Raw genomic sequence first — 13,352 nt, forward strand, 5'->3', positions numbered from 1 at the left:
CTTCATGCAGTGAAAAGCGCCTTGCGGATGATGGCGTGGACGCCCCAGTTGCCATCCACCACCTGGGTCACGCCAAAATCCACGGCGACCGACATCAGCGAGATCGCTTCGTCCTCGGACAGGCCCTTCGTGGACATGAGGAAGCGCCGCGTCTTGATGAAGGCGTCGCGCATCGCCTGGTCGAGCGTCGACTTCTGGTAGACCTCGCTCTGCGCATTCGTGCCGAATTCAGTCAAATAATTCGGATGACTAAATCCGTGCAAAACCCATTCATCAGCGGTCTCGACCAGCGGATAGGTGAGATCGGCGAACGGCTGGTCCGTCAGCGACTTCTTCTTGTGCAGCACGAGTTCGAAGTCACCAGTCAGCGAGCATTCGATCGCCGTGCCGCACAGCTCCGAATCGCCTTGTGACGCGTGCGGATCGCCGATCGACAGCAGCGCGCCCGGCACGCCCACCGGCAGATAAACGCTCGCGCCGCGTGCGACTCGCCAGTTGTCCAGGTTGCCGCCGAACGCCGACGGCGGAATCGAATCGATCAGGCCGTCCTGCTGTGGCGCTACCGCGATGACGCCGAAATGCGGTCGCACCGGAATGGTCACGTTCTTGAGGATGTCGTGGTTTTCGACCACTGTCGAGTGATCGACCGGCACGCCCGGATAATCGATGGTCGGATGGACCACGCCGAAGGGATCGCGCTGCGGCGTCCAGCGGTAGTTATAGACCGCACGTGCGTAAGCGGTGGTGCTGTCGACCGGTGGTTCCGCGTCGATCTCGTAGATGGTGACGACTTCGCGCGGCTTCGGTTCCGTCAGCAACTCGCGATAGTGAAAGCCCCACCATGCGGCGGCATTGCTGCCGAAAGCACGACCATGGAACTTGGGGTTGGCGCAACGCCGCGCGTGAATATCGATAATGCGCACTTCGAGCACGTCGCCGGGCTCCGCGTGGCGAACGGCGATCGGGCCCGTGCAGATATGCACGCCGAAGCCTTCACCCGCGCCGCGGCCAAAGATCGATGCATCCATCGGACCCGCGCCTCGTCGGTTGACGTTCTTGCGCTCGGCTGTCCAGTGGAAAACGCTTTCCGCGCCGGGATCGCCCGCGACCATGCGTTCCCAATCGTCGGACGCGTGTTGCGTCAATGCCTCGATGGTGACCGTGTCGCCGCTGTCCACTTCAAGCACCGGTTTCAGGTTATGGCTGAAATAACCCCAGTGCACGGTGTTTGCCGTCGCGCGCAGCAGGTGATGACGCGGCTTGTCGCGCGGAGCGGGCGCTGCTATCTGGAGCGCGTCGATGCGGGGATCATCGAGCGCAACGAGCGTATCCGCGTCCGCCTCGGCACTCCCTTGCTTCGCATGCAGGAGCAGGCCGGTCGCGTTGACCGGCAAACCACGCGAGATGCGTCGCACGAGATGGCGCGCGATCTCGAGACTCGCTTCATGACGGAACATACGCGGCGACGCGCCGTAACGTTCGCGAAAGACCCGACTGAAATGCGCAGGATCGTTGAAACCCCAACGAAAGCAAATATCGGAGACGGAAACCTTTTCGTACAACGGATCGACGAGTTCTGCACGGCAGCGTTCGAGCCTGCGCGAGCGAAGGTAGGTAGAGAAACTTTGCCCCGCGGTTTCGAACAGCTTTTGCACGTACCGTGGCGACACACGTTCTTCTTTTGCGAGTGTGCCAACGCCCAGTTCGGGATCGCCGAGGTTTGCTTCGATGGACCGGCACATGCGCGAAAAAATGGCCGTCTGCGATGGCGTAAGCCCACCGAATGAACCTTTGTGCTCATGCCCGGCGAGACTCGCCACGAGGAACTCGGCAAGCGCCAGTTCCAACGGACGCAACTCGCCGGTGGAGAGCGTCTCGACACTTTCCGCTACCGACACGAGAAAACCCGAAAAGACGTGACCGATGCCGGTATCACCCGAGAGACGTGCTGCGCGTAGTGAAAACGGCGACAGCAGGCGCGCGTTGATCGCAGCCCGTGGAACTCGTACCATGAACAGGCGAAAATTCGAGGCAAACACGAGCGATGCCGCTTCCTGTGACGATGCGTAGACGATGTCGCGCACGGCCACACGTTCGCGCAGGCCGTCGGTCACGAGCGTCGCGTCGCCGTCGAGATGCAGGACGATCATGAGGCTGTCGGTGTTATCGGCCTTGAGCTCGAGCGTCTGCGGCACGGAAGCAAGCGACGTGAGCTCGAAGCCGCCCATTGATGTCTGCGACGTCAACGTGCCGTGCAGCGCCTGCTCGGAAGCCCCGAGCCTGGGGGACCAGCCAAGCCGGTCGAGCGCTGCGCTCCATGCGCGCACGCGTTCCACCTCGGGATATGACTCGGTAGTAAAGCGCGACAGATTCAAACAAGGCTCCCCAAGGAAAAGCGCCAGGATGGGGGAATCCGAAGCAACCTTCGCGCCATCGGGCGTTATGGGCCGTCGTGGGCGGGTGGTGCTGTCCCACGCGTGGCTTGCCATAGCGCAGTGCATGGATGCGCCGTTGCGGCGCATCCATGCACGATGCAGGCACTTCGCGTGGGGAGCCCGTGCACGCTCATACCAGCAGTTGTGCGCAGCCAGACAAGTCCCTCGGATTTCGTTCGCATACGCTCTTGCTCGTGCGATACAACATGGCGTGCGTCGTGCGAGCCATTGTTATCAGCCACTTAGGAGCGTCTCAATGCATATCAATCTTTTCGGCCGTGGGCGACGCTTCCTGAGCGCAAGCGCTAATCGCGCACGCTTGCGCCAAGCGATCCTCGGCAGCGTTTGTCTTGCGGTCTTCCTGGTATCCGGACAGGCCAAAGCGGCGGGCCCGGCAACGCCGGCAGCATGCAAAGCGCTACAGGCCAAGTATCCGCAGCTCAAAGGCAAGACGCTCGTCAATGCGATCAATCCGCATACGCCCGGCTACGAGGCCCTGGACCCCAATGATCCGAGCAAATACATCGGCTTCGACATCGATCTGGGCGAGCTGATCGGCAACTGCCTCGGCTTTACGATGACCTACAAGCCCGTCACGTTCGCCGCCTTGCTGACCACCTTGCAGAGCGGCCAGGCCGATATCGTGATCTCCGACATCTATGCGACCGAGGAGCGCGCCAAAGCAGCCGACTTTATCACCTACTCCAAAGTGTTCGATGGCGTTCTGGTGGTCAAAGGCAATCCGAAGAAGATCACCGGCATCAACACGACGATGTGCGGCACGACGGCGGCTGAAAACACAGGCTACGTAGAAGTTCCGCTCATCCAGAATCTTGCCCCGGCATGCAAGGCGCCGGGCAAGCCAGAGGCCACGGTGCAACTCTACGACAACAATGCGAACTGTATCCAGGCGATCCTGGCCGGTCGAGCCGACACATACATCAACGATGTCAACACGGTGGACCAGGCGGTCAAGGCGTTCCCCGACAAGCTCGAGAAGGCGACAGCGGTGACGCTGCCTTACTCGGTAGGCATCGCCGTGCCGAAGGGCAAGACCGAATTCCGTGACGCCATCATGGCGGCACTGGTCACGGTTCAGAAGAGCGGTGCGCAGACCGAACTGCTGAACAAGTGGCAACTCGGCGCGGAGAACCTCGAAACGCCCAAGCTGATCGTATCCAACTAATGGATCTTTTCCTCCATTATCTGCGCTTGCCTTACCTGCTTCAAGGCATCGGCTTTACGATCGCCGTCACTGGCCTGGCCCTGGCCGGCGGACTGGCGGTGGGGCTGCTTCTCGCCAGCATGCAGCTTAGTCGCCTCAGGCCGCTGGCTGCCATCGCCCGGGGCTATACGGTCATCTTCCGTGGAACGCCCCTGATCCTTCAACTGGTGTTCGCCTACGACGCGTTGCCGCACATCGGGCTCAAACTGAGCGCGATGGGCGCAGCGGGTCTCGCGCTGGCGGCTAACGAGGGGCCATTCATCGCCGAGATACTGCGCTCCGGCGTGCTTGGCGTCGACCGGGGCCAAACCGTGGCGGGTCAGGCTCTGGGCATGACGCCCGCGGTTCTGATGCGGCGAGTGATCGCGCCACAGGCGATCCGCACCATGGTGCCGGCGCTCGGTAACGAGTCGGTCAGCGCATTGAAGAACTCGTCGCTGGCTTCGGTGATCTCCGTCGGCGAGCTGACGTTGCGCAGCACGCAGCTCGCCTCATCGACGTTCGACTTTTTCTCCATCTTCTTTGCGTCAGGCCTGATCTATCTGTTCCTGACCGGCGCCATCGCCGCGATCCAGCTTGTCATCGAGGGAGCGCTCGATCTGGATCGGCCGGCATCGCCGAACCGCTTCCTGCGCCTGCTGCCGTGGCATCGCTCGAGCCTTGCCGCCAGGCCGGCTGCCGTTGCGCCGGCTGCATCCCCGGCGGACGCAGCCGGCGACATTTCGTCAGCTTTCGCGCGCGCGACGGTTTCAGACCGTGCTAAACGGTACACCGCGCTGGCACGGAACGGTGCGTCGGTGCAAATCAGCGCTTTGCACAAGCGCTATGGCGAGCAGATCGTGCTTGATGGGTTCGACCTCACGATTCGCACGGGAGAAGTTGTCGCGCTGCTAGGGCCAAGCGGATCTGGCAAGAGCACGCTGCTGCGCTGTATCAATCATCTCGAGCAGTGGGACGCGGGCGAGATACGCGTCGGAGGGCGGCGCCTCGGCTTTCGCGACGACGGGCGGCGGTTGAACCCGCACGACCTGGCGAACGAGCGCGCGAGCGTGGGCGTTGGCATGGTGTTCCAGCAATTCAATCTGTTCAGCCATTTGACTGCACGGGAAAACATCGCCGGGCCGCTGCGCTGGGTGCACGGTATGGCGCCCGCCGACGCCCACCGGCGCGCGCACGAACTACTGGAACGCGTTGGCCTGAGCCATCGCGCGGATGCACTGCCACGGCATTTGTCCGGCGGCCAGCAGCAGCGCGTGGCCATTGCGCGAGCGTTGGCGCCGAATCCTCGTGTGCTGCTGCTCGACGAGCCCACGTCGGCCCTGGACCCGGAACTGGTTGGCGAAGTGCTGGAGGTGATCCGAAAACTGGCGCTCGAGGACGGGCTGACGATGATTATCTCCACGCATCAGCTGCGCTTTGCCGACGAGGTGGCCGACCGCGTCGTGTTCCTCAGCGGCGGAACGGTGGTCGAGGACGGCCCGGCTCACGAGGTGCTCACGCGGCCTCGCCATCCGTTGACGGCCCGATTCCTGAGCGTGATGGGCGCCGACAGCAGGGTGGAGGTCGTGTCGTGAGCTGAGTGCCGTGAGTCCACTAGAGAGCCGTCCCTATCCGAACAATCCGAAAACAGACTGCCACAGCCCGCACGTCACTTCTCGAGGCCCGAACATGAAGCATCACACCCTTCCCGTGTCGCCCGCCACCGTGCATTGGGGATACTTCAGCAAGCAAGTCGCACCATGCCTGACGCTGCGGTCCGGCGACCGGGCCACCATCGAGACGCTGACCCATCACGCGAACGACGACCACGAGCGCATGATTGCCGGCGACCCCGGCGCCGAGAGCGTGTTCCATTGGACCCGGGAGCACAAGGCGGTGTCGCGCCGTGGCGCAGGCCCGACGGCGGGACCCTTCAGGCTCGGCTCAGGTGAGGGGATAGGCGTGCACCTGCTGACCGGCCCGGTGGTCATGGAAGGCGCTGAGCCCGGCGACGTCCTGGAGGTTCGCATCCTGGACGTTCGCCCACGGCCGAGTTGTCACGCTTGTCACGCCGGCCGCTGCTTCGGCTCGAACGTGGCTGCCTCGTGGGGCTTCCAGTACCACGACCTGATCGAAGAACCGAAGCCCAGGGAAGTCGTCACCATCTTTGAGCTCGATACCTCCGGCGAACCTTTTGCGCGCGCCGTCTACAACTACATCTGGACGCCGCAAACCGATCCGGACGGCATTGTCCATTCGATGATCGACTATCCCGGCGTGCAGGTGGACCATGCACTCGTGCGGAGACGGGAGAACATTCTTCCCAACATCAAGGTGCCGGCGCGGCTGCATTTCGGGACCATGGGGCTGGCGCCTTCCGAGTCGGACTATGCCAGCTCGACCCCGCCCAGCTATACCGGCGGCAACATCGACGACTGGCGCGTCGGCAAGGGGGCGACGATGTACTACCCGGTCGCCGTCGAGGGCGCCTTCTTCTCAGTAGGCGACCCGCATGCGGCGCAAGGCGACAGCGAACTTGGCGGCACCGCGATCGAGACCTCGCTCACCGGCGATTTCGAATTCATCCTTCATAAAAAGGATCAACTGGGCGGGACGATACTCGAGGGTCTTAGTCACCCCATGCTCGAAACGGAGCAGCAATGGTCGGTGTACGGCTTCACTTTTCCCAACTACCTGGCCGAACTCGGGCCCAACGCGCAGGTCGAAGTGGCGCAACACGCCAGTCTCGACAAGGCCATGCGCGACGCGTTCCGGAAGCTGCGGCGTTTCCTCATGACGGTGCACCACCTGAGCGAGGACGAAGCGATTGCGCTGATGTCGGTCGCGGCGGACTTCGGCGTGACTCAGGTTGTGGACGCGAACTGGGGCGTTCACGGCTCAATTCGCAAAAGTGTATTTACCGGAACGTGAGTGTGTCCCGGACCTTTGCGATAAGACTTTCATTAAAAAATACATCGCAATCCTAAGTTTTCGTGGCAAACACCGATTCGGCCGCTTGCCTGGCGCCGCGTTTTCACCAGCGACTGCGGAATCAAAAAAAAGCACCCCGAAGGGTGCTTGATTTTGACATGCCTTTGTTTTTCTTCATTGCTCGGCCCCGACGCCCCGACCCCGTTCTCAATGCCGACTGAGCACCGATACATGAATCAGCGCGTTTCAGTGGTGACTTGTAGACGGTTTGTTTTTGAAGTTGTGGAACTGAATATAGGTCAGACGAAAATAATGGTGTGAGGAATCTTCGGCGAAGTGTGGGCTGGCGCACGCAACGCTACAGGCAACCAATATGCGGCCTGCAGGAGCCGGCCAGCAGGGCGCTCAACAACAGTATCTGCCGCCCGGCGGGTGAACCGCGTAGTGACATCTCTACGGCGCGACCATGCACCGGATTCGATACTTGCCTGATCCGCCTGTTCCAAAAATCATCCGCCACGGCTGCAACGAAAATACGCAAGAGATCATTCGTGCTGATCCAAGTCGGTTTTTTGACCCGATCGTATCTTGAGACATCGACGTCACCTGTGTCGTGCCGTCCATAAACGATGGAATGGGAGAACCAGCTAATGTTCCAAAATCCGATCAAGGAAGTAATCGATCTAAGTCACGAAGTCTCCGAGAACATGGAAAATATCTCGGGGTGGACGACTGCATTTCCGATGATGGATACGATCGCCAAGACAAAGCAGCTCAGTGGTGGAAAGGTGGGTTATGCAGCTCGAATGATCCTTATCTCGGAGCACACGGGCACGCATATAGATGCCCCTCGCCATTTCGTCGAGGACGGCATGGACGTAGCGTCTATTCCCGTCCAGCAGTTGTGCCTGCCGGGCCACCTCCTGGACCTCACTCATCGCAAAGTCGGCGAGGCGATCACGGTCGATGATTTCGAGGCGGCCGAGAAGGTGTCGGGAAAGGCGGTGGGTCCGGGTAGTGCGCTTATATGCTGGACGGGTGTCGACAAGGTGTGGGGCCAAAAGAATATGAACCGTATCCGGCCGCATATCCCGGCGGAATCGGCGCGCTGGATGGTCGAGAAAAAGGTCACGCTGTTCGCTACGGACCTCATCGGCATGGATCATCCGGATGAATGGCATGACCCGACACATCTGGCGTGGCTCGAGAACAATATCTGCATGGTTCAGCAGCTTTGTCATCTCGACAAGCTGGTTGACAGGGATTTTCTTTTTTGCGCGTTCCCGATCAAGACCATCGGGGGAACCGGTTGTCCGGTGCGCGCGGTCGCGCTGGTCGTCTGAGTTGGTCATCCGAGACTCGCAAGGCACCTGTGGTACGAACTACTTGGGAGAGATATTGCCATGATCCGCAAGAGCTTCGCTTTACTGATAGTTTTGTTCCTCGTTACTGCGGGCGTTGCCCATGCGCAGGATGCTAAATGCGAGCCGGCCAGGCTTAAGGAGAAGTATCCAAGCCTCGTCGGGAAGACGGTCAAGGTAGCGCTGGATGGCCTGCAGCGGCCGTTCACCTACCGCGATCCTCAAAATCCCGACAAGATCATCGGTGTGGATATCGATCTCGCCAAAGCAACATTCGATTGCATCGGCGTGCCGTGGACGCAGAGCGTCGGCGTGTGGGCGGGTCTGATTACCTCGGTGACCGAGGGTCGCAATGACGTCATGTGGGACACCCTGAACTACACGCCGGCCCGCGCGAAGCAGGTGAACTATGCGCTCTATCTTTCCGCGGCTACGGGCTTCCTCGTACATGCCGGCAACCCCAAGCACGTTGATAGCCTCGATTCGATCTGTGGCCTGAATGCGGCGGCCGGCCTTGGCACGGTTGAAGAGGCGGCGTTTCACGACCTGGGCAAGAAGTGCGTCAGTATGGGAAAGCCCGACATTAATCTGGTCACTTACACTGATCTGAATGCCGGGCTGCGACAGGTCGCGAGCGGTCGCGTGGATGTCATCATGACCGATCTCGCCATGTCGAACATCCTTGTCGCCGACCAGCCGCAGAACCTCGCGCTGGCATTTAACATCCTGAGCGGCTTTCACGTCGGCGTCGCGGTGAACAAGGGCGAGACCGAACTGCTCCAGGCTATTTCCGAAGCGTTGAAGGTCGTTCAGGCGAGCGGCCAGGAAAAGGCAATATTGGCCAAGTACAGGGTCGATCCGTCGCTGCAGTATCCGGTTGAGATCAAGACGGAATAGCGGTCTGCGATGCCGTGCCGGGGCGGCCGGAAGGCCGTTTGTCCAACACGGCATGACGGCAACATACCCGCAATCGGACGGCCGCTCGCGCCTGGCGAAGTGCCGACGTGTCGAATGGAGCCTATCGGACCCGTTTCCGGGAAAGGCCGGCGAGAAGGAATAGTTGCCAATGGCATACCGATCTATTGCCCGAACAAACGCAGGAACGAGAACGCCATTCATCGCACTGCTGGACGTGTTGCGGGGTCTGCTTCTTGTCGGCGTACGGTTCCTGAATCGAAGCGTTCTGAAGCGGACCTTACTGGTCGGGGGATTATTCGCGCTGTCCGTGACATTGGCCTTCGCAGCGAGCGATCTGGTGGGTGGACAGGGAGGAAACTTCGGAAGCGGTGGCTGCATAGTAGGGTGCCCGGACGCTGCATCGACGCCTACAGCAACACCCAAAGCGGCGCCAGCGCCGCCGCCTCCCGCGGCTACTTCGGCCGCAACCCGATCGATGATCACCGTAACGGCGATCCAGGCAGCGATAGGCTATCTCTTCGATCCGTTCCTCGCGAAAGGGGCGCTGCTGGCCATCGAAATAGCCGCCCTCGCGATGGTGGGCGGCGCGATCCTCGGGCTGATCCTTGCCTTGATGCGGCTGTCCAGTGTCCGCGCGGTCAGCAGCGCGGCCTGGTCTTACATCTGGTTCATGCGCGGAACGCCGGTCATACTGCAGATCATATTTCTTTATGACGCGTTGCCCGTGGTGGGCATCGAGCTCGATAGCTTTACCACGGCAGTTCTCGGGTTCATGCTCAACGAGGCCGCTTTTAGCGCTGAGATCATCCGCGGCGGCATTCTCTCGGTGGACCGCAAGCAGAGCCTTGCCGCCGCCTCCTTCGGCATGGGACCGCTCCTGACGCTACGGCGCATCATCCTGCCTCAGGCAATGCGGGCCATCCTGCCGGGCATGGCCAATCAGGGCATTTCCATGATCAAGGGCACGTCGATCGCCTCGGTGATCTTCGTGAACGAACTCACTTTCCGGGCTCAGCAGATCGTCGGACAGAATTTCAAGTTCTTCACGGTCTTCGCTGCCGCTGGTGTCCTCTATCTGGTGATGACGAGCGCGGTCGCCGTGGCGCAATACTATCTCGAGCGTGCCTTCAATCCGGAGACGGAACGCAAACGGCGCCCGACACTGCCGGCGCTTACCGATGGCGTGGACAGACCGGCCGCGCCACCGGCCAGGAACCTGTTGTGGATCGATGCCGTTCGAACCGGCGATACTCTGGTGCCGGTTTCCGAAGATCCCTTCGTCGTCTGCTACAACGTGCAGAAGGCCTATGGGCAGAAGGAGATACTTCGAGGCATCGACCTGGTGATCAAGCGCGGTGAAGTCGTGGTCTTGATGGGGCCGAGCGGTTCAGGCAAGAGCACGCTGCTGCGCCTGGTCAATCATCTGGAACCGCTGGACTGGGGGCAAATAACCGTCGACGGCAAATATGTCGGTTATGAAAAGCAGCTTGGCGGCGGCCTGCGCCCGACCCGCAATCTTGCGAAAGCACGGGCCGATGCCCGTATCGGCATGGTATTTCAGCATTTCAACCTGTTCGATCATCTCACCGCGCTGGAAAACATCGTCGAGGCGCCGGTTCATGTCTATGGGGAACCAATGGCAAAAGCGCACGCGCTGGGCCTCGACTTGTTGAGCGCGGTTGGATTGGCGGCCCATGCAGATCATCTGCCTCATCGTCTTTCCGGCGGCCAGCAGCAGCGTGTGGCGATCGCCCGCGCGCTCGCCATTTCGCCTCGCCTGATGCTGTTCGATGAACCGACCTCCGCGCTCGATCCCGAGCTGGTGGGTGAGGTGCTGGCTGTTATTCGCAGGCTCGCCAAGGCCGGCATGACCATGATGGTGGTCACGCATGAGGTGCGGTTTGCGCGTGAGGTGGCGGATCGCGTGATCTTCATGGACGAAGGACAGGTGATCGAGGAGGGCCCGCCGAATGAAGTACTCGACCATCCGAAGCATGAGCGAACACAGCGATTCCTGAGGATGGTTGAAACGCGAGCCGAATGAACTTCGCCGGGACGACTATTTGCACGCCGGATGTTCCCTTGAGACGTCGGTTGTTTCTGCTTCCAGATAACCTCGGCCCATCTCCTTGGCAAAGCGCGCGGGATTACCTTCCCACACCACGCGGGCATGTTCGAGCACGTAGACACGATCGGCGTGGGGCAAGGCAAAGGTGACGTTCTGCTCGCCCAGCAGCACCGTGATGGGCGTTGTCTGTTGCAGCTTTTCCAGTGCCTTCGAGAGCTGTTCCAGAATGACCGGTGCGAGACCCAGAGTGGGCTCGTCCAGGATCAGGAGCTTGGGTTGCATCATCAGCGCACGTGCGATGGCCAGCATCTGCTGCTCGCCGCCGGAAAGCGTGCGCGCCGTCTGGCTCTGCCGGGACTTGAGGATCGGGAATAACTCGAAGAGCCAGGTCAGTTGTTGCGATCGTACGGTGGAGGAGAGGTGATAACCGCCGAGATCGAGGTTCTCGCGTACGGTCATGTCGCCGAACAACTCGCGAGTCTCGGGACATTGGACTACACCGGCGCGGGCTATAGCCGCGCCGGTCATGCCTTTCAGATCGCGCCCGCCGAAGCGGATGGTGCCCTGGTAGGGCAGCAGCCCGGAAATGGCGTTAAAGAGGGTTGTCTTGCCGGCGCCGTTGAGCCCGACTACCGATACGAATTCACCCTCGCGCACGTGGATGCTCACCTTGTCGAGCGCACGTGCCTTGCCGTAAAAGACACTGACGTCGTCAACTTCAAGGGCTGACACTCTGCTTCCAGCTTCGACAGGCAAGCGTTCCCTCGTCTCGATCTTGCCGCCGATATAAACCCGCCGGACCGTTTCGTTCTGCATCACTTCTTCGGCGGTACCCTCTGCAACATGTTCGCCTAGATACATGGCGAGCACGCGATCAACCAATGCCGCCAGGCTCTTGACGTTGTGGTCGACCAGCAGCACAGCGCGTCCCTCAGCGCGAAAGCCCCGGATCAGCGCTGAGAAGGACTCCGACTCAACCGCGTTGAGCCCGGCAAATGGTTCATCGACGAGAACCACTTTCGGATCGCGCGCTATCGCCTTGGCCATCTCCATGCGGCGAAGATCGGCGAAGGGAAGGCTGGACGGGTGCCGGTGCATCACCGCGCCGAGCTCGACACGCTCTGCGATTTCGCGGGCGCGACGGTCAACATCGGGATCGGCGAAAAGCTTGATCAGCGAATCAGGCAGAAGGGCCAGCTTGATATGTTCGAGCACTGTTTGCCGATGCAGTGGGCGCGAGTGCTGGAAGACGATGCCGACCCCGGCCCGGGCGATGCGATGCGGCGCCCAGCCAGCCATTTCCACGCCGTCAACTTTGACTGAACCGGTATTGGGCCTTTCTATGCCCATGATCAGCTTCATCGCGGTCGACTTGCCCGACCCGTTCGGACCGATGAGGCCAAGTATCTCGCCGGCCTGGATATCGAAGCCGATATCCTTGACGGCAACCAACCCGCCGAAGCGCTTGGTCAGGCCGCGTACTTCGAGGCGAGGCGCGCCGCTCATTCCCGCTCCCTGACACGCAACAGATTGCCGAGAAGGCCGTCCGGAAAGAACAGGATGACCGCTAGCGCCACGGCCGCGACCACGAAGGTATTGATCTGGCCGAGAGGACGCAGGAACTCGCCGGCCACGATGAGAAACACCGAGCCGAGCACGGCGCCGAGTATGGTGCGGCGCCCGCCGAGCACCGCCGCGATAATGATCTGGACACCCACGCCCAGGTCGACCACGGTGCTGACCGACGCGGTTCCTTGATAGAAGATCAGCATGGCCCCGGCCACACCTGAGAACAGCGCGCTGATACAAAAGGCCGCGATCTTGTGCTTGGTCACGTTGAAACCCAGGGCCTGCGCACCGATGGCGTCCTGACCGCTCGCCTGCAGAATGAGTCCAATCGCCGAGCGGGACAAGCCGAAGAGAATGATCGCGCAGACAACGAGAAAACCAAGCGCATACCAGTAGTTGTCTTCTGCACGGACGGACAGCACGTCAGGTACCGTCATGCCGATCTCGCCGCCGGTGACACCCGCGAAGATCACGATAGAGTTCTGCAGCAACAGCACGGCGACCAGCGTGACGAGACCGAAATAGGGGCCGCGCAAGCGCATTGCCGGCACGGCCAGCAGCAGGCCTCCGATCAGCGCGACCAGCCCCCCGGCGATGATGCAGACGGGAATTGGCGGCCCCCACTTGGCATCGAGTATGGCGGCTGTGTAGGCGCCCAGGCCGATCAGGAAAGTGGGCCCGAAGTTGACCTCGCCGGCGAAGCCGAACAGCAGGTCCCAGGCCATCGAGAAGACCCCGAAGTAATAAGCGACCGTCAGGATGCCAAGGATGTAGCCGGACAACCACCAGGGCAGGGTTGCCGCCGCTGCTGCCAGCAGCAGCGCGGCCCACAGCATCGGGGAGCGAAGAAGGTTCGTCATGGTGGC

Annotated in this window: 9 protein-coding genes; 6 read left to right on the forward strand and 3 right to left on the reverse strand. The window is 61.2% G+C overall.

The features are described from left to right. Positions 1 to 2 precede the first annotated feature (2 nt). The gene (locus tag EOS_RS37080) at positions 3 to 2,375 is read right to left on the reverse strand and encodes an acetamidase/formamidase family protein (protein WP_047897188.1); all 2,373 of its coding nucleotides are present in this window, start codon (positions 2,373 to 2,375) and stop codon (positions 3 to 5) included. A 316-nt stretch (positions 2,376 to 2,691) separates the two neighbouring features. Between EOS_RS37080 and EOS_RS37085 the strand changes: the two genes are divergently transcribed. The 6 genes from EOS_RS37085 (at position 2,692) to EOS_RS49060 (ending at position 10,893) form a co-directional block, all read left to right on the forward strand. Next, positions 2,692 to 3,621 (forward strand): ABC transporter substrate-binding protein, encoded by a 930-nt coding sequence (locus EOS_RS37085; protein ID WP_047897189.1) that lies wholly within the window; start codon positions 2,692 to 2,694, stop codon positions 3,619 to 3,621. Next, positions 3,621 to 5,234 (forward strand): amino acid ABC transporter permease/ATP-binding protein, encoded by a 1,614-nt coding sequence (locus tag EOS_RS37090; RefSeq protein WP_047897190.1) that lies wholly within the window; start codon positions 3,621 to 3,623, stop codon positions 5,232 to 5,234. The genes EOS_RS37085 and EOS_RS37090 overlap by 1 nt, the downstream gene beginning before the upstream one ends. A 94-nt stretch (positions 5,235 to 5,328) precedes the next feature. Beyond that, a complete protein-coding gene (locus EOS_RS37095) occupies positions 5,329 to 6,570 on the forward strand; it encodes an acetamidase/formamidase family protein (protein WP_047897191.1) in 1,242 nt (413 codons plus the stop codon). A gap of 650 nt (positions 6,571 to 7,220) precedes the next feature. Next, complete coding sequence (locus EOS_RS37100; RefSeq protein ID WP_047897192.1) at positions 7,221 to 7,913, forward strand: cyclase family protein; 693 nt, start codon at positions 7,221 to 7,223, stop codon at positions 7,911 to 7,913. Positions 7,914 to 7,973: 60 nt separating this feature from the next. Beyond that, complete coding sequence (locus tag EOS_RS37105; protein WP_047897193.1) at positions 7,974 to 8,828, forward strand: transporter substrate-binding domain-containing protein; 855 nt, start codon at positions 7,974 to 7,976, stop codon at positions 8,826 to 8,828. Between the two features lie 496 nt (positions 8,829 to 9,324). Continuing rightward, positions 9,325 to 10,893, forward strand: a complete 1,569-nt coding sequence (locus EOS_RS49060) for an amino acid ABC transporter permease/ATP-binding protein (protein WP_047897194.1) — start codon at positions 9,325 to 9,327, stop codon at positions 10,891 to 10,893. A gap of 15 nt (positions 10,894 to 10,908) precedes the next feature. Here the strand turns inward: EOS_RS49060 and EOS_RS37115 are convergent, their stop codons facing one another. Together EOS_RS37115 and EOS_RS37120 are read right to left on the reverse strand one after the other, a co-directional pair. After that, a complete protein-coding gene (locus EOS_RS37115) occupies positions 10,909 to 12,423 on the reverse strand; it encodes an ATP-binding cassette domain-containing protein (protein WP_047897195.1) in 1,515 nt (504 codons plus the stop codon). Next, positions 12,420 to 13,346: a branched-chain amino acid ABC transporter permease gene (locus EOS_RS37120; RefSeq protein ID WP_047897196.1), complete on the reverse strand. Its 927-nt coding sequence runs from the start codon at positions 13,344 to 13,346 to the stop codon at positions 12,420 to 12,422. The genes EOS_RS37115 and EOS_RS37120 overlap by 4 nt, the downstream gene beginning before the upstream one ends. Between the last annotated feature and the right edge of the window lie 6 nt (positions 13,347 to 13,352).

The sequence above is a fragment of the Caballeronia mineralivorans PML1(12) genome, from assembly GCF_001028175.1.
Lineage (GTDB): Bacteria > Pseudomonadota > Gammaproteobacteria > Burkholderiales > Burkholderiaceae > Caballeronia > Caballeronia mineralivorans.

Coding starts and splice junctions, on each gene's coding strand:
- EOS_RS37115 (WP_047897195.1), bottom strand. CDS start 12,423: ATGAGCGGCGCGCCTCGCCTCGAAGTACGCGGCCTGACCAAGCGCTTC.
- EOS_RS37120 (WP_047897196.1), bottom strand. CDS start 13,346: ATGACGAACCTTCTTCGCTCCCCGATGCTGTGGGCCGCGCTGCTGCTG.
- EOS_RS37085 (WP_047897189.1), top strand. CDS start 2,692: ATGCATATCAATCTTTTCGGCCGTGGGCGACGCTTCCTGAGCGCAAGC.
- EOS_RS49060 (WP_047897194.1), top strand. CDS start 9,325: ATGATCACCGTAACGGCGATCCAGGCAGCGATAGGCTATCTCTTCGAT.
- EOS_RS37090 (WP_047897190.1), top strand. CDS start 3,621: ATGGATCTTTTCCTCCATTATCTGCGCTTGCCTTACCTGCTTCAAGGC.
- EOS_RS37095 (WP_047897191.1), top strand. CDS start 5,329: ATGAAGCATCACACCCTTCCCGTGTCGCCCGCCACCGTGCATTGGGGA.
- EOS_RS37105 (WP_047897193.1), top strand. CDS start 7,974: ATGATCCGCAAGAGCTTCGCTTTACTGATAGTTTTGTTCCTCGTTACT.
- EOS_RS37100 (WP_047897192.1), top strand. CDS start 7,221: ATGTTCCAAAATCCGATCAAGGAAGTAATCGATCTAAGTCACGAAGTC.